Origin of the sequence: Mesorhizobium shangrilense, from assembly GCF_040537815.1 — a bacterium.
Taxonomy (GTDB): Bacteria; Pseudomonadota; Alphaproteobacteria; order Rhizobiales; family Rhizobiaceae; genus Mesorhizobium; species Mesorhizobium shangrilense.
Genome location: NZ_JBEWSZ010000010.1, coordinates 86315 through 102864, shown reverse-complemented (window position 1 = coordinate 102864; position 16550 = coordinate 86315). Strand labels below are relative to the sequence as shown.

The following is a 16550-nucleotide window of genomic DNA, read 5'->3' as shown; positions in this document are numbered from 1 at the left end:
CTGCATGACGCGATCGTGCAGTTTAGAGCCAGCTTTGGTAACCACTGTGGTCAGACCCGCTATATTCGAACCAGCGCTAACACTGTCCCACGTGGTCGTCTCGTGGCTCAATGATATAGCGGCTTCCCGCAGGCCGTTTCAGAGCCGGATCAGCGACAAGCCGCTATCGGTGCGGATGGAAGGGCTTGTCTGGCAGCAGGAACCTTCTGCCATTCCGATGCTTGACTGCATTTGGCGCGTGGGAGCTGAAACCATCGTCTTGTCGCTGTCGCGACGGCTTGTAGAGGCGCTCGTCTCGACAGTGCAGAGCGGCTTTGCTTTCCCTTCCGAGCCAACTGCTTCGCTCATTCTCGAACTTGCACTCGAGCCGCTTATCGCTCGACTGGAGGATCAGATGCAGCGGAACGTGCAACTCCTCCATGTCCGTGAAGCCATGACACTGGGTCCTCATCTCGAATTGGATATCGTCTTCGGCCCAGCGAATGGCAAGGGTCTCCTGTTCCTGTTCTCGCCTCTTGATGGCATGGTGCCGTCTGCCTTCCGCGCGTTAGGCGAACTGCTTGGCCAGTTGCCGCGACAGCCGCGCGAGCTATTCCCAGAGCTCCCGGTCACAGTGGCAGGAGAGATCGGCACGCTTTGCGCTCCAGCAGCGCTTCTTCGCAAAGCATGTGTCGGTGATGCTCTGTTGCCAGACATATCGCCGTTCGGCCGCGGCCAGATCACCCTGTCCGTGGGCCAGTTATGGGCCGGGGCAGATCTTGAGGGCGACCACCTAATCCTGCGGGGACCTTTCCGCCCGCGATCGTGCCCCTTGGAGAATGCGCATATGACACAACCCGAATCGCAATTAGGGCCGTCGGAAGCCGATCTCGACGATGTCGAGATCGTGCTTGTCTTTGAATGCGGCCGCTGGCCTATCCCTCTAGGGGAACTGAGGACTGCCGGCGAAGGGCATGTTTTCGAACTTGGTCGGCCGATCGACGGTCCGGTCGACATACTTGCCAATGGTCGGCGTATCGGGCGTGGCGACATCGTGCGCATCGGAGATGAGCTGGGCATCAGACTCCGCGGCAGGTTGGCATCCAATGACTGAGGTTCAGCCGGCAATCTTGTCGCTTCTTGCGGTTACCGCCGGACTCGGTCTGCTGGTTTTAGCGGTCGCCACAACCACGGCGTTTGTAAAGGTATCAGTTGTTCTATTCCTCGTCCGCAATGCGCTCGGGACCCAGACGATTCCACCGAACATAGTACTATACGCCGCGGCATTGATCCTCACCATGTTCGTTAGCGCGCCCGTTGTTGAACAGACCTATGATCGGATGACGGATCCGAAGCTCCGTTATCAGACGCTCGATGACTGGGTAAGCGCTGCCAAAGTGGGAGGTGAGCCCTTGCGCGATCATCTCAAGAAATTCACAAACGAAGAGCAGCGGCGATTTTTCCTCTCCTCGACCGAAAAAGTCTGGCCAGAGGAAATGCGCGCCAGAGCTACACCTGATGATTTTGCCATTCTCGTACCATCTTTTCTAATTTCAGAACTCAAGCGTGCATTCGAAATAGGCTTTCTTCTCTATCTTCCCTTTATCGTCATTGATCTTATCGTAACGACAATTCTGATGGCTATGGGCATGTCGATGGTCTCCCCAACAGTCATATCTGTCCCTTTCAAACTCTTTTTGTTCGTCGCTATTGATGGTTGGTCGAGATTGATGCACGGACTTGTGCTGAGTTACACAACACCAGGAGGTTGATTATTACTCAATCCAGTATTGTTACTCTTATGAGCCAGTCGTTAGTGGTTTTCATGATCTGGATTCTGCCACCGCTCATTGCATCGGTGATTGTTGGGCTAGGCATTGGTATCATTCAGGCGGCAACGCAGATCCAGGATGAAAGCTTGCCCCTCACCGTGAAGCTTCTGGTCGTTGTGGCGGTGATTGGCCTGTTTGCCCCTGTGTTGAGCGCCCCGCTCATAGGGCTGGCCGACCAGATCTTTACGGAGTTTCCCGCAATGACACCTAGCTACTAGCCTCCACCATGTATGCGTCATCGGCCGAGATTCAAATCCTGATCCATGCGGCTATCGAACTCGTCGTCGCAGCCGGCCTTGGCGCGGCCCGCGCGATGGGCATTATGATGGTTCTTCCTGTGTTTACGCGAGCTCAGATCGGCGGGCTGATCCGCAGCGGCCTGGCTGTTGCCTTCGGGCTGCCGTGCTTGGCACACGTCAGTGAGGGGTTGCAGGCGCTGGATCCTGAAACACGTCTGATCCAGCTAACTCTGCTCGGATTGAAGGAGGTTTTTGTCGGCCTGCTACTTGGCACTTTTCTCGGCATCCCGTTATGGAGTCTTCAGGCGGCCGGCGAGTTTATCGACAACCAACGCGGCATCACCAGCCCGTCCGCACAGGCCGATCCCGCGACGAACAGTCAGGCTTCCGCTATGGGGGTTTTTCTCGGGATCACTGCAATTACGATCTTCGTCGCATCAGGAGGTCTGGAGGCCGTGATCAGCGCCCTTTATGGCAGCTACCAGATCTGGCCCGTGTATCAGTTTCACCCCACATTGACCGCGCAAGGAGCAATGGAGGTATTAGGGCTCCTCGACCACATCATGCGCACGACATTGTTGGTCTCCGGGCCTGTAGTGTCGTTCCTGCTGCTGGTTGACATGTCAATGATGATACTGCGGCGCTTTGCGCCCCAATTCAAGTCGAGCCAACTGTCCCCGACGATCAAGAATATCGGCTTTCCAATTATCATGATTGCCTACACTGCCTATCTCATCGAGGGGATGAAACTGGAGATCACACAAGCGAATGGTGCGCTTGAGTGGTTCGACAAGTTGCTGAAATGAGCGACACGAGTGAAGAGAAGACACACGCCGCCACCCCGAAGAAGCTGAGCGAAGCGCGCAAAAAAGGGCAGATTCCGCGCAGCGCCGATTTCGTCCGCGCGGCCGCCACTTGCGCTGGGCTCGGTTACCTTTGGCTGAGAGGGAGCGTGATCCAAGACAAATGCCACGAAGCGCTACTTTTAACCGACAATCTGCAGAATCTGCCTTTCAATATCGCGGTCCGGCAGGCATTGGTCCTGCTGATCGAACTCACACTGGAAACTGTTGGCCCGCTGCTTGGAACTCTCGTCGCCGCGGTAATTTTGGCCGGATTAATAGCCAATGGTGGATTTGTCTTCTCTCTAGAGCCGATGAAGTTCAACTTTGAGAAAATTGACCCGTTTCAAGGGCTGAAGCGCATGGCGTCTGCGCGTTCTGCAGTGGAGGTTGGGAAGACGCTGTTTAAGGTATTGGTCCTCAGCACAACCTTTCTCCTCTTCCTTCTCGGCACATGGAAGACGATGGTCTATCTGCCGGTCTGCGGCATGGGCTGTGTCGGATTCGTCTTTACGGAGGCGAAACTGCTGATTGCGATTGGCGCCGGTGCACTTCTGGTCGGCGGGCTGATCGATCTCCTGTTGCAGCGTGCGTTGTTTCAGCGCGAAATGCGTATGACTAAGACCGAAGTGACGCGCGAGTTGAAGGAACAGCAAGGGACGCCAGAGTTGAAGCATGAACGACGTCGCCTCCGCAACGAGGCCGCTGGCGAGCCTCCCCTTGGGGTGCATCGCGCCACGTTGGTCTTCAGAGGGAGGGCGATCCTGGTCGGTCTGCGTTACGTTCGTGGCGAGACCGGAGTGCCGGTATTAGTTTGCCGCGGCGAGGGCGAGGTCGCTTCACAAATGTCTGAGGAGGCGCAGGCGCTACGTCTCAAAATTGTCGATGATCATGCGCTTGCGCATCAGCTCATACGCACAGCGAAGCTGGGCAACGCCGTTCCCATGCAATATTTCGAGCCTGTCGCGAAAGCACTCTTCGCCGCAGGCTTAGCCTAGATGTGGAGCCCATCTGTGGTTGCCGCGCGAAATGGTTCGACGCCAAAACCCAATCCGCAATTTCTTCGGCGAGAGGTTCGTCAGCCAATGACGAAATCGGCCTCGCGCAATAGAATTCCTAACAATCCCTGCCGATCACGAAGCTCCCCTCGGATTGGCAGCCCAGCAAGACCCGAAAAGTTTAGGGGGCTGACCTGCGGCCTTCGCCGGTCGGTGTAGGTCGCAGCCTGATTTCATTAATCGCTAACGATTAAGCTAGGTCGGATTCTTTTTGTACATCCGGGAGAAGCCCTTCGTCAGCTAATCGTCAGCCGGGCGGTCTATCCGGACCTGCCGCGCCCAACCAGCCTGAACTCAATGCGAAACATAGGAGTGCGAATCGTCATGTATGGTCGAATTGGTGGCTCGTCCGATATCCACTACACGCGTAGTGCCAGCGGGCAAACAGATGAAGAAAGCCAAGAGTTCGCGGACACGTTTGCCCGGATGCACTTAGCCGGATCGGATTCCAGCGGCAACTCATCTTCGGCGGCAACGCAAGCGTATTCCCTCCAATCCAGACCGCCGGTGGTGGAGATCGACAAGTCTTCTTTCAAGAGGGAGGTGAGGCAATTTCATGGCGATAAAATCATGCACATCGCCGACAATCCACAAGAGTATTCGGAATTCGTATCCTCACGAGCCATTCGCACTGCAGACGTTGCCAGGCAATACGGCATGCGTCGAGATACGGAGCATGCGCGATATTTCAGCTACCAATTAGGAGACCAGAGTGCCGGACTGATGAGAACGGAAGGCGGATTCAGAATGACTGACTTCGAATCCGAAAATTGGCGGCAACAGTTTCCTGGTCGAACTGAGATCACCTCCATAGTGGATCTACAGGTCGCTCATCCGCTCGTCGAGAATGCAGGCGATATTCTGCTGGAGCATCAACTTCGGATGGACGGCGACCGACCGTTGCTGAATTGGCGTGCGGCTAATCCAGAAGCACAAGCCCGCGCGGCGTCGATGGGGTTTGTTGAAGTGGATGATGGCGACATGGTGCTTGACCCTACCCAGCATCCCGAAAAGTGGACGAAGAACAGTGCCGGTGAATGGCAGCGTGCAAACAAACCTCCACTCTATGTCTGCAAAGCCGAGGACAGCCAGAGCAGTGATACCGAGAGCGCACCAAGTTCCCCCCGGTACTCGTGCGAGGATGACTTCATGTGACCGGACTCTCGTGGGAGATAGTCGCGATGGTGCGGGCCACATCTGACTATCTGCGGTGTCCCATGGTCATGCGCAGTGAGCGAAAGGGCTCGTCGCAAACGGCAGTGCGCGCAACGAGTGGTATCCATTCGGCGTAGAGCCCAGGCGGAGCAGTTACCGCCTGAGCAGCGCAGGGGTTTGTTTTCGTAGGTTCGATCGGGTTTTGATGCCGGAGTCAGCGAACGCCTTAACGCCGTCTTTTGCGACGCCATAGACCAGATCAAGTCAATCGAGACGCGCAAGCTGAACGACGTCGAGCCGCTCGGCTACCTGGCCGACTGCTCGCCAGGGATCATCGACGGCCACCCGAACAGACGGATCGGCAACCTCCTGCCCTGGGCGCACATCAGGAGCAGGACCTCAAGACCGTGGCCTGAGAACGGCGCTAGCAGTTTGCGACGAAAGGTCCAATCGTCGAAGTCGACAACGCAGCGTGTCGGCGAGCCGCCGGGAGCCTTATCGGCGTGTCATTGCTGGCAACCAGCATCGGCCGTTTTGCGATGTCGCCGGTTTCCGGCCGGAGCCAACCCAAGATTATGAACCCGCGTTCCGATCGGGAAGTCCGGCGGGGTGGCTCGGCGACAATGTTTGCGTGGAAACGTTCAACCATCATGCGCCGGCGGCAAAAGGCCCGGCAGACAAATCGCGAGGCCGTGAGCCAAAGCTCAATCGCCCCCGACAGGGCAGATCCGCAACCTCCTTACGCACCGGCTATGGACGCGGTTAGATGAGTTTATTTTGGCCGAATCGAGTTAGGCTCACGTCAGAAAGGATCACTGGTCAACTGCCAAAGGGACTATTGCATCCAGGAAATACTATTTCGCGCCTGCTCTTGTTGCGTGAATGTGTTTTTGTCGGTCGGCGGGTTGCGACGGTACTAAATGGATCGGGATGAGCGCCACTGGAAGCCATGGTCCCACGATCCTTTCCGTGCCGCCGGCAAGCCGCCCTTCCCGGTTTGACGAAACTCCTTCGCCAGTTGTAGTGCAGGCTCTCGGCATTCGCTCGCGTCGGCACAGCAATCGATTCCCCTCTGCGTAGCCTTCTAGAACGATCCGGATCTTCGCCCCGGCCGAATAATGCGAGCGGGTCGCTCTGCGGATTTCCTTTGATGGCCTTCTCCAGTGGCGCTTCCCTATCCCGGATTTCTGTCTCATCTTCCCTCCTTCAGGGGCTACGATGAACCAGAAATCCTCCATTCGCACTCGAGCCATTTGGTCCAACCAGCGCTGACGTCGGACATTTGCTGAGGACGGCCTCGACTGTGGCTGAGTTCGCTAACCGGTTCATTGTGCCGCACCCGCGACATTCGAGGGGCTGCAGGCGGCCGCTTCGCCGCGGAGATAGCCGTACAGCGCCTCAACGCAGGGATCCGCGTTCTTTTTGTCTTGTATGTGGGGCGGGACGATCGTGACATCGGCTTGTGCATACAACGGCCTGCGCCCGCTGATCAGTTTGGTGATTATCTCATCTCGGTCGGGGCCTTGCAGCAGCGGGCGGTTGGTATCGTTTTTAAGGCGACGTCGGATCACGTCCAAGTTGGTATCGAGCCAGAGCGAGACCGCTTTCTCCCCGATGAGGCGCCGGGTCTGCTCATTGGTGATCGAGCCGCCACCAGTCGCGATCACCGCGGGCCCTTGCTCGAGCACGCGCGCGATTACCTTCGCTTCGAGCGCCCTGAAATGCTCCTTGCCATGGATATCGAAAATTTGATTTATCGATTTACCGGCCTCCTTCTGGATTTTTTGGTCGGTATCGATGAAGGGCAGCCCCAGTCGCTTGGCGAGGACTGGGCCAATGCTGGATTTTCCAGCGCCTGGCATGCCGACGAGCACGATCGGCCGCACGCCGAGGGCTTCGACAATCTCTCTTGCCTCCGGTGACCTGGCGATCCCGGGCATTCTTGATTGTTCGACAGCTCGCAATCCAAATGCCGCAGGGGCGCCACCCCTACGATCCCCTTCGGCTCCCCAGTGGGGTATGTCCAGGGCGCCGCCGGGTATCGCAATCTCCGTGCAGACCTCTCTCGTCCGCTGCACCAGCTCCTCGGCCTTAGCTTGCTCCAAAGCATCCCCGCTTGATTGTCGCCGCAGCCTGTCGAGGATTTTATAAGTGTCGTGATTGGCAAGCTTGGCCCTGTAGCTGCCTGGCGTGTGGAACTCCACCTCGAAGCGATAAGCTTCCGGCGTGGTGAGCACTGTCTTGATGCCGACGAAAATCGGACTGCGCATTCTGAACCAGTTGGTTGTCTGGCGTTCGGTGTAGTCCCGCTCCTCGAAGGCCAGCATGGCTTTCTTGAAGGCTCGTGTAAAATCCTTGTCGGGGACTTCGAAGACATGGCGTACAGCATTGCTGATGAGCTGTGGAGCGCTGCCGGGCGCGACGCTCATACCGGTGAGCTGATCTGCCATGGAGGCATGCGACCTCAAGCGGCGCTCCAGATGGGGCATCTTCACCTCGATGCCGGCTTCGCCAAGGCTTGCGGCAACGCTGCGTGCCCCCTCGGTGATTTTGCCCTCTTCGGCTATAGCGCGGTCAGCCTCATTTTGGGCTCGCTCTGAGGCCTCCTCGCGGGTCAGCGCGATCATGTCAGCATCCTCGGCGGCGGGCCGGAGGCCGGAGGGTTTGGGCAAAATGCCCTGCTCCGCAGCGAGTTTGATCGAGGTCTCCATGATTGAAGCCGCCAGCGTGGGGTTGTCCTTCAGATCCTCCAAGGTCGCATCGACATCAAACCTTCCCTGGGCCAGGGTCGCTGCCACGCCCTTGACGTAGGGTACGGACTTCAAGCCTGGCGTCTGGTGGAGATGCCGCTGAAGGTGACTGCTCTTCTTGAAAAAGAGGTTGGCGCCAGTATCGGATTTATAGGCGTCGGTGCCGACCTTGATGCCGAGGCTCAGCAAGTTGGTTGCGCTTTGTACGAGGTCGTCCGGATTGTAACCATCCGGGCGAGGATCGATGCGCGGAGGATAGTGGTCGAGCAAAAGCTGGATGCGGTCTCGGGGCTGAGGCGTTGCCGGATAGGTCTCGGCCAGATCCGGGAAAAGCTCGCAGAGCCTTGCGCTGAAGCTCGGGGTTGCGGCGTTCGCGCTTTCGATTGTTTCGGGCAGGAGTTGCTCACTCGGCTTCCCAGCCCATGCCGCAAGGTCGGCGACGAGCAACTCGGCCATTTCGCGAGCAACCGGATGTTGGGCGACCTCGATCTCGCGCCTCGCTCTCGCAAACGTGTTCTGGATATCCTGGCCACTCACTTCTTCCTGGTTCAACAGCTGACCGATCTCTCGCCGGAGCTCGTGGTGAACGCCCTCGTAGGTGCCAAAGACGGCACGCTCGGCAAACCAGCGTCGTGCTTCATGGGATTGAGCCAGAAAGTTTCGCTGCAGGCAGCTATAGGTTTCCAGGACATCCTGCGTGGCGGCGAGGATCTGGCGGGCACGACCGAACTGGTAATTGTCGCTCTCAAGCGCCGGGGTATGCGACTTTGGCGGCTTCAGCGACGGAAGTCCGAGAGCTTGCTCCTTGTGATCGAACTGGCGCACATGCGCATAAAGCTGTGGCCGGTCGCCGACGATGACAACGGTGTCCCCGTCGAAGTCGCCGTCAAGCTTTTTCTGCTCACCGGTCGGGACGGCAACCAACGAGCCCGGGGCAAACACCTCGGTCGCCTGCAGGATGCCGAGGCACTCGAGCGGCGTGTCCACTTTGACGCGGTCCTTGTTCGACGTCCAGCTCGAATGGCACTTGACGTCCTCGGCAGACATCACCAACCCACGGTCGGCGTAGGCGGCCGGCCACATCTTATCCGGGACAACGATCAGAATGCCTTTGGCAAAAAAGGTCGGATCGTCGGCGGCCAGTTCCCTCCCCGACTTATGGGCGACATTGAAGCTGTATTGGATGGCCGTGCAGTTATCGAGAAACACAGCGGTCGGCCCCCCCTCGACGGCCGACTTGACTTGTTCGGCGGCAAACGGGCGCAAGTTCGGCTTGTCATAGGGCGAGCGCCCAATCAGCACGCCGCTCGTCCCCGTCAACGTCTCGCTCTTGAGCGTCGGCACATGGAGACACTCATCACTGGAAGGTACTGCAACCGCGCCGGGACCGTCGATGTGTCCAGCCGTCACGGTTCGAAACAGATCTTCAGACGTCAGCTCTCGCCCTTGTCGGCTCTCGAGCCAGGTTTTGGCCTTTTCTCGCGCCTCATCCGCCACCGGCTCGCTGCGCGGATAGTGGTGTAGCGCCGATGCAGGAACGGACGATCTCCGTCCCTCAGCAAAGGCAGGCACCCGATCAGGACCTTCCTGCCGGCCGGACCGGCGAACAGCCGGCATATGGTTGGCCAGCGAGGCCTTAATGAAACCGCAGCCATCATGCGGTTGCAAGGCGATCGGGCCTTCCGGCCCAGTCAGCTTGAAGGGATGCTCCTGGTTGGCAGGGCGATCCGGCAGCAGCGACAGTTTGAAGGCGCCCTCCAGCGCGTAGTCGTGAACCCCCAGGCCCTTGATTGCAGGAGGCGCGGCAAAACCCCTGCGCTGAGTGTAATAATATGCCTCCTTGAAAGGGGCCCAGGCACGCGATAGCTGCTCGAACGCTGTGCCTGGCGCCGTTTCGGCATACGGAATCGCCAGCAGCTTCCCCCCGAGAGACGCTGCTTCCGCCCCCCCTGGAAGGCGGGCGGCGATCTGTGAAACGGGCTTTTTTGGCGGCTTTAACTTGCTTCCGCCGAACAGGTCCATGCGGTGTGGCACCCCCTTGACGGTGACCGTGCGCGCCAGCATGAAGGCGCTCGGCTTTCCTGGCAGCTGCACCGCGACGACTGGCAAAGCTCCCGAGGTCAGGCGATGAAAAATCGAATAGCGTGTCTCGGGCTCCGTGGCCACTGGCCGGCCCTGCATGTCCACCACCGGCAACTGCATCAGTCCCGCCTCACCCTGCGGCGGTCTGGGCTCGTGGTCCATGGCTCGCAACACCTGATGGACGTCGAACACGGACGCTGGATGTTGGGCCTGGACCGTCGCCGCATTCTGCGCCACGAACGTGTCCAGCGCATCGACCGGTGTCTCCGCCGCGATCTCCGCGATCAGGTTCCAGCTCATGTTGGAAAGGTCGCTTTCGACGAGGCCGCCCGTTTTGTCCAAAATCTCCTTGGTCTTGAACTGCAGCTCCTCCTGCCTCACCCGCAAATCGGACTTCTTGCCCTCGACATACGGCCGCCGGAACAATGCCGCCAGAACCGCGCGGGCCTTGAGCGTTTGATAGATCGACAAGGCGGGACAACGGCTCGAGCACGGTCCACGGGTCCGCTCGGCATCGCCTGCTTTGAGATACGCCTCGATCTTGTGCTCGACGATCGGTTGAATGTCGTTGAGCAAGTTTAGAGCCTGCCTCCGGTGCCAGCGCAGGTCCTTGCGCGGGCTGCGCGCCAGTGGCAGCAGGGCGACGCAGAGATTGCCCATCGTTTCGAGGTTGTTCTCAGCGGCAAAAGCAGGGGCACGATGCAGTTCGGTCAACCGATCCAACCCCGGCCGTGCGAGCAAACCGAGATCGTCAAACAATTGAGCCTTGACCAGCGCCTTAAAAAAGTTCGTGACGCCCAGAGCATCGGCCTGCTCCAAGCGATCGCTGGCATAGTGAAGGTAGTGGGCCAGCTGATGTAACCGATCCTTCAGCAGAGCGGTCTCTGCAATCTCGCCGTCGTCCCCTGCCCTCATGACACCCCGCGCCAGAGCATTGGCGATCATACTGAGCTGTGTTGTGGTGAACGCTCCGAATCGGAGGCCTCCGGAGCCCAGTTTGCACGCGATGTCCAGGATCGCCTGGCGGCACGCTGCTTCTTCCGGCGACTTGCTGAAGCCGTTCACCAGGGTCGCCAATCCCTGCGGACCAAAATCAGAGAGCCGGTCGACGCGGCGAAGCACTTCACCAGCGATCGCAACGGTGGCCGGACCTGAGTTCTCCTCTTGCGGCCACTTGCTGAACCCGTTCACCAGGTTCGCCAGACCTTGCGGAGTGAAATCAGAGAGCCGGCCGGCGCGGCGACGGAGTTCACCGGCGATCGCAACGGTAACGCTGCGGCAATCCTCCGGCGACTTGCTGAAACCGTTCATCAGGCTCGCCAGATCCTGCGGGTCAAAATCAGAGAGCCAGACATCGCGGCGGTGGGCGCGACGAAGCACCTCACCGGCGATCGCAACGGTGGCTTGGCTACCCTCCGGCTCTTGCGGCCACTTGCTGAAGCCGTTCACCAGATTCGCCAGGTTCTGAGCGGTAAGACCGGAAAGCTGGTCGGCGCGCAGAAGCACCTCACAGGCGATCACAGCGGCGGCCTGACGTGAGTTCTCCTCTTGTGGCCTTTTACTGAAGCCGTTCACCAGGTTCGCCAAGTGCTGGGGAGTAAAACTGGAAAGCCGATCGGCGCGTTGACGGACCTCGTCGGCGATTTGAACTAGCGCGTCTCGGCAGTCCTGCGGCCACTTGCTGAAGCCGTTCACCAGGTTCGCCAACGACTGTGGATCAAATTCAGAGAGCTGGACGTCCCGTTCGGCGCGCCCAACGACCTCGCCGGCGATTGCGACTGCCGCGTCGCCACAGCCCGTCTCGTCAGGCCACTTGCTGAAACCGTTCACCAGGTTGGCCAGGTTCTGCGGAGTGAAACCAGACAGCCGGTCGGCGCGGCGACGGACCTCATCGGCGATCGCAACTATAGCGCCGTGGCAGTCCGCCCCCTCCGGCCACTTGGTGAAGCCGTTCACCAGGTTCGCCAGACCCTGCGGAGTTAAATCAGACAGCCGGTTGGCGCGGCGACGGACCTCACCGGCGATTGCAACTATAGCGCCGTGGCAGTCCGCCCCCTCCGGCCACTTGCTGAAGCCGTTCACCAGGCTCGCCAGCTGCAAAGGATCAAAATCAGAGAGCCAGACATCGCGGCGGTCAGCGCGGCGACGGACCTCACCGGCGATCCCTACGATAGCGCCGCGGCAATTCTCCGGCCACTTGCTGAAACCGTTCACCAGGTTCGCCAGCTCCTGCGGAGTGAAATCAGACAGCCGGTCGGCGCGGTGACTGACCTCTCCGGCGATCGCCACCGTGGCGTCGCCACAGCCCGCCTCTTGCGGCCACTTGCTGAAGCCGTTCACCAGGTTCGCCAGACCCTGAGGATCAAAACCAGAGAGCCGGTCGGCGCGGCGACGGACCTCGCCGGCGATTGCGACTGCCGCGTCGCCGCAGCCCGTCTCGTCAGGCCACTTGCTGAAGCCGTTCACCAGGTTGGCCAGGTTCTGCGGAGTGAAATCAGAGAGCCAGACACCGCGGCGGCCGGCGCGGCGACGGATCTCGCCGGCGATCGCCACTGCGGCGTTGCGACAGCCCGCCTCTTGCGGCCACTTGCTGAGGCCGTTCACCAGGTTGGCCAGGTTCTGCGGATCAAACCCGGAGAGCCGCTCGGCGCGGCGAAGCACCTCACCGGCGATCACAAGGGTGGCGTGACCTAAGTTCTCCTCTTGCGGCCATTTGCTGAAGCCGTTCACCAGGTTCGCCAGCCCTTGCGACGCGAAACCAGAGAGCCGCTCGGCGCGGCCCGCGCGGCGACGGACCTCGCTGGCGATTGCCCTTACAGCACCGCGACACTCCGCCTCTTGCGGCCACTTGCTGAAGCCGTTCACAACGTTAGCCAGGTTCTGCGGACCAAAATCAGAGAGTCCGGCAGAGCGGCGGCGAATCTCGGCGGCAACTGCTACTGTGGCCTCACGAGAGTTCTCCTGTTCCGGCCACTTGCTGAAGCCGTTGACCAGCAGGGCCAGACTTTGACCGTTTAGCTCCGAAAGCGCTCCGCGGTGCTCATGAAAGACCTTGGCGATTCTGATCATCCCATTGCGACATTCCGCCACTCGGGGATATCGGCTGAAGGACAATACGAACAGCGAAAGCGTCTTGCTTTGGACATCGTTTAGCGCATTGCCGAGCCTCGACACCTGAGCTGCCATGGCCCTGCAAGCTTCCATGCCTGCCTGACCTCCAGGCTCCCGGCTCATCGCGTTGCATGAGGTGGCGTACCCCCAGGTATTGCGCGCGCGGATATCTTGTTCCCATCTTCGAACAAATTGACGCGTGAACTCGGAAGCGGCCTTTTGCAGGAATGTGGCGTGATGCGCCTGGCCCTGCAGCTTCTTGTCATGCTTCACCACAGCGCACGAGAATCTGGTGATGTCGCGAGCGAAAGAGATCTCATGTAAAGCGTCATTAAGTAGGTTTTGCGAAAATGCATCGTTGAAGCTCTGTGCGGCTACATGGTCGAAACGCCGCCTTCCCGGTCCTGCACCCGGCCTGGACTCGGTTTGCTCATGGGGCGAGAGCGCGTCTGTTTGAGAGCTACTCGGTCCTTGATCGCCGAGCCAGGACCTCTCGTCAGAACGCAAAGAGCTTTCTTCTCCAGCCAGCGCTTCATCCTCCGGAGCTTGGGGGAAACCATGCCGCGGCCCACTGATACCGCGTCGCGAAGCCGCAGGGGCTCGACGCCCCGCCGCGGAGGAACCCTCAGACCTGTCGCGAAGGACATCGCTGGTGCGCGGCGCGATGTGAGCGGAGGAGGTCCCTTCGCCTTGAGCCTCAGAGCGTATCCGCTGTATAGCGGAACTGAACAATCGGCTGCCTTCTGCTCGAGGGGCAAGACTTGATTCAGCGCCGTGCGCTCCCCTGATGCGGTCGGTTTCAGATTCGCAAATGGGCGACTTCCCGGGTCGGCCTATACCAGTCATGATCTACCTCCAATGCAGACGAGATGCGGTACTTTAGGGTTGTCGGTCATCCAACGACGCTGGGTCGTCGAGCGCTCCCTCGCCTAGATGAACCGCAACGGCCGCCTCTCTTCGCGGTCGCGTCGATTCCGGCGTGGCCCTCTGCCTGATGTCCACGCTCTCATGAAAGGAGCGTGAGCTTTCGAGAAGCTGACGAGTTGCAGAAGGATGACAATGATCCAGTGGAAACTGCGTTTATTTTTCCCTGAAGCTGCGTCGGTGGCCCGCTGAAGAAAAAGTTGGTACGAAGGCGGGGGGCACAAAGCGCTCAGGCGGACGGGTCACTGACCGGCAGCTTCGGGCCTATTGATATCGCAGCCGCGCAGGTCTGGATGCGCCGGGAGCGTAGGACGACCGAATGGAAGAGCCAGGTCATGTGGACGCATTAGCGCCGAACGTTGGCGGCCGACGCACCGATCGCGGACCTCTACTATCCGGCACAAAAAGGCGCCGCGTGCGTGCACTCGGTGACCAAGACTGAGCGGAAAACAGGAGTAGGGCCACACAGCACGGCTGATGATTCAGCTGGCAACCGGTGTCGTCTGTGAAGAGGACCGCACCGAGGGTGGGGCACTCAGTCACAGCCTGATATATCCTGACTTTCTTCGCGCTATCTTAAGGCGAAACCATTCAAGATCACGACAGCTGACCCGATGCCTGCGGTAGAAGCGTACTGCCCACACCATCACCTTGCCGCGAACGAAAGAACTCTGCCTCGGTAGGGGGCCAGATCGCGCACGACTATTTATTTTTGCGATAGCGCGATTTTTGTCGAGACTCGTCAGCTTCTCGAAAGCTCGCGCTCATAGCTTGTGGAAATTGATCTTCTACACGTCGCCGCCAATGGAAACAGATGCTGGAGTAACTGATGGTCGCAGCAATTGGGAGCGGAATTGGCAACATCGGTGTTTCCTTGGCCCATAGGGGGCATGGAGATTCGCATGGACAGCCGCAGCACGGATCCACCGGGTCTTCTGGTCATAACGGGCCGGTTGGCGGGAGCGATGGGGCTGATAGTCCGACCATTTCTGGGGACGGCTCGCAAGCTGCTGCTCAAAGCGAGGCCTTCGAAATGGCTCTTCGTTCGGTTGCGGTGCAGCTTGTGAGCGATGCCATGGCTGATACCGACGACGCTATGGCAGAAACTGAAGAGGATGCCTGACGCTGGATGGTCCGGCGTCAGGAGGTGCGTGCCATTGGTGTCGGCACAGATCTAACAGAAAGGGAAAAGATATGAGTAAAGTAGGTACTGCTGGGAGTGCGGCTGGTGGTGGCGTTGCGGCTGGTGCAGACGCAGCTGCCAAAGTCGCTGGTGCTGCCGAGTTCCAGGCGCAAATCAAGGAGCTAGCGGCGGTTAGCATGGAGGCTACGGAAAGGAGTATAGAGCTGCGCACTGTTACGACCAACCTCCAGACAATCAAGAAGGCGGCCGACGAACGCGTTCAGTAATGTCGGATCGGGGTTCTAGGGTAGCCCCGATCACGTCGCCCAGGTGGCGCGTGTGGAACCGAGAGGAGCCGCATGGCAATTGCCGTGCGGCTCCTCTCCTTTTTCGGGAGATCATCCTTGAATGACGCCGTTTCCCTGCATTTCGAAGTTCTGTCGGGGCTCTATTGCGGACTGACCGGTAAGGCGGCTCTCGAAACGAGCTTAATCGGTAGTGGCCTCGATGCCGATATAATCTTCGTCGAGCAAAGACTGGAGCCACATCATCTTCGTATCACTCTTCTTGGCAATTCGATCGAGGTCGAGGCGCTTGCAGCCGGCCTCAGCGTGGAGGGCAACAGGAATATTGCCGCAGGCGAGTGCGTTGTGGTTCCGCTTCCTGTCGTCATTCATGCAGGCGCGATGTCCATTCTTTGGTCAGCGCAGGATGCAGCGTCAGCTGGTTCGATCGGGATACCACGCCTATCCATCTCCGTACTCGCCTTGGTGTTGCTCAGCTCTCTGGGGATCGGCGCGCTATCGGCCATTTTTTCCTACTACGGCAACACTGGTGCATTGAGCGCCAATTCACCTGGTGCCGAACTTGAGTCCCAGCTGACCAATAACCGCGCTGACGATCAGACTACCGTGGCAGCGGCCAAAGACCTGCAAGACGAAGTCAATAAAGCGGGCCTGCTCAATATTAAGATCGGCTCCGCAAAGGGTGTTGTGACCGCTGAGGGCACCGTCACGTCTGCATCGGCCACCAGTTGGCAGAAGGCTCAGCAGTGGTTCGATCATCGCACGAAGGGCGCTCTAACACTGGTCAATGGAGTGGTCCTCAAAGAGGAGAAGGGGCCATCCGCAATCGCCGTTGAAGCTGTTTGGCGTGGCTCCCTGCCGTATGTTGTAATCGATGGTGAGAAGTATTTCGTCGGCGCCCTTTTGGATGATGGATGGACGGTCGATCGGATCGAGGACGGCCGCGTGCTGCTGAGTCGAAATGGCCGCCTTGCTGCTCTCCCTTATTAAAAGTTTCCAGGTTCGCAGGCCGTACGAAAAGGAGAACTCCATGGTCAAGCTGCCCCACCTATCCTGTCGCGCTCGGTATCATTCGGCCGTGCCTGAGGCAATTGTCGTCCTGCGGGACGAGTTACGGCAGGTGGTCCTGCTCCGGCAGAACCGGAACAGC

The 16550-nt window shown here is 59.2% G+C and carries 10 protein-coding genes; 9 read left to right on the top strand and 1 reads right to left on the bottom strand.

Features of this window, described 5'->3' with window-relative positions:
• Nucleotides 1-4 precede the first annotated feature (4 nt).
• From sctQ to ABVQ20_RS40610, 7 genes are all read left to right on the top strand, one after another.
• Nucleotides 5-1093, top strand: a complete 1089-nt coding sequence (gene sctQ / locus ABVQ20_RS36930) for a type III secretion system cytoplasmic ring protein SctQ (protein ID WP_354464744.1) — start codon at nt 5-7, stop codon at nt 1091-1093.
• The gene (gene sctR, locus ABVQ20_RS36925) at nt 1086-1751 is read left to right on the top strand and encodes a type III secretion system export apparatus subunit SctR (RefSeq protein ID WP_354464743.1); all 666 of its coding nucleotides are present in this window, start codon (nt 1086-1088) and stop codon (nt 1749-1751) included. The genes sctQ and sctR overlap by 8 nt, the downstream gene beginning before the upstream one ends.
• A 29-nt stretch (nt 1752-1780) precedes the next feature.
• Nucleotides 1781-2029 (top strand): EscS/YscS/HrcS family type III secretion system export apparatus protein, encoded by a 249-nt coding sequence (locus ABVQ20_RS36920; protein ID WP_354464742.1) that lies wholly within the window; start codon nt 1781-1783, stop codon nt 2027-2029.
• A gap of 8 nt (nt 2030-2037) precedes the next feature.
• A complete protein-coding gene (sctT, locus tag ABVQ20_RS36915) occupies nt 2038-2856 on the top strand; it encodes a type III secretion system export apparatus subunit SctT (RefSeq protein ID WP_354464741.1) in 819 nt (272 codons plus the stop codon).
• Nucleotides 2853-3890 carry an EscU/YscU/HrcU family type III secretion system export apparatus switch protein gene (locus ABVQ20_RS36910; protein WP_354464740.1) on the top strand — a complete coding sequence of 346 codons (1038 nt, stop codon included), beginning with the start codon at nt 2853-2855 and terminating at the stop codon, nt 3888-3890. Before sctT ends, ABVQ20_RS36910 begins: the two co-directional genes overlap by 4 nt.
• 384 nt (nt 3891-4274) lie before the next feature.
• Nucleotides 4275-5105: an Effector protein NopP gene (locus ABVQ20_RS36905; protein ID WP_354464739.1), complete on the top strand. Its 831-nt coding sequence runs from the start codon at nt 4275-4277 to the stop codon at nt 5103-5105.
• 249 nt (nt 5106-5354) lie between these two features.
• Nucleotides 5355-5684 carry a transposase domain-containing protein gene (locus tag ABVQ20_RS40610; protein WP_435528498.1) on the top strand — a complete coding sequence of 110 codons (330 nt, stop codon included), beginning with the start codon at nt 5355-5357 and terminating at the stop codon, nt 5682-5684.
• 746 nt (nt 5685-6430) lie between these two features.
• On the opposite strand, the gene ABVQ20_RS36895 is transcribed toward ABVQ20_RS40610, so the two are convergent.
• Complete coding sequence (locus tag ABVQ20_RS36895) at nt 6431-13321, bottom strand: shikimate kinase (protein ID WP_354464738.1); 6891 nt, start codon at nt 13319-13321, stop codon at nt 6431-6433.
• 1480 nt (nt 13322-14801) lie between these two features.
• Here ABVQ20_RS36895 and ABVQ20_RS36890 point away from each other — a divergent pair.
• Both ABVQ20_RS36890 and ABVQ20_RS36885 read left to right on the top strand, forming a co-directional pair.
• Entirely contained in the window at nt 14802-15095 is a 294-nt protein-coding gene (locus ABVQ20_RS36890) for a nodulation protein NopC (RefSeq protein WP_354464737.1), read from the top strand.
• Between the two features lie 404 nt (nt 15096-15499).
• Complete coding sequence (locus ABVQ20_RS36885; protein WP_354464736.1) at nt 15500-16390, top strand: SctD/MshK family protein; 891 nt, start codon at nt 15500-15502, stop codon at nt 16388-16390.
• Nucleotides 16391-16550 lie beyond the last annotated feature (160 nt).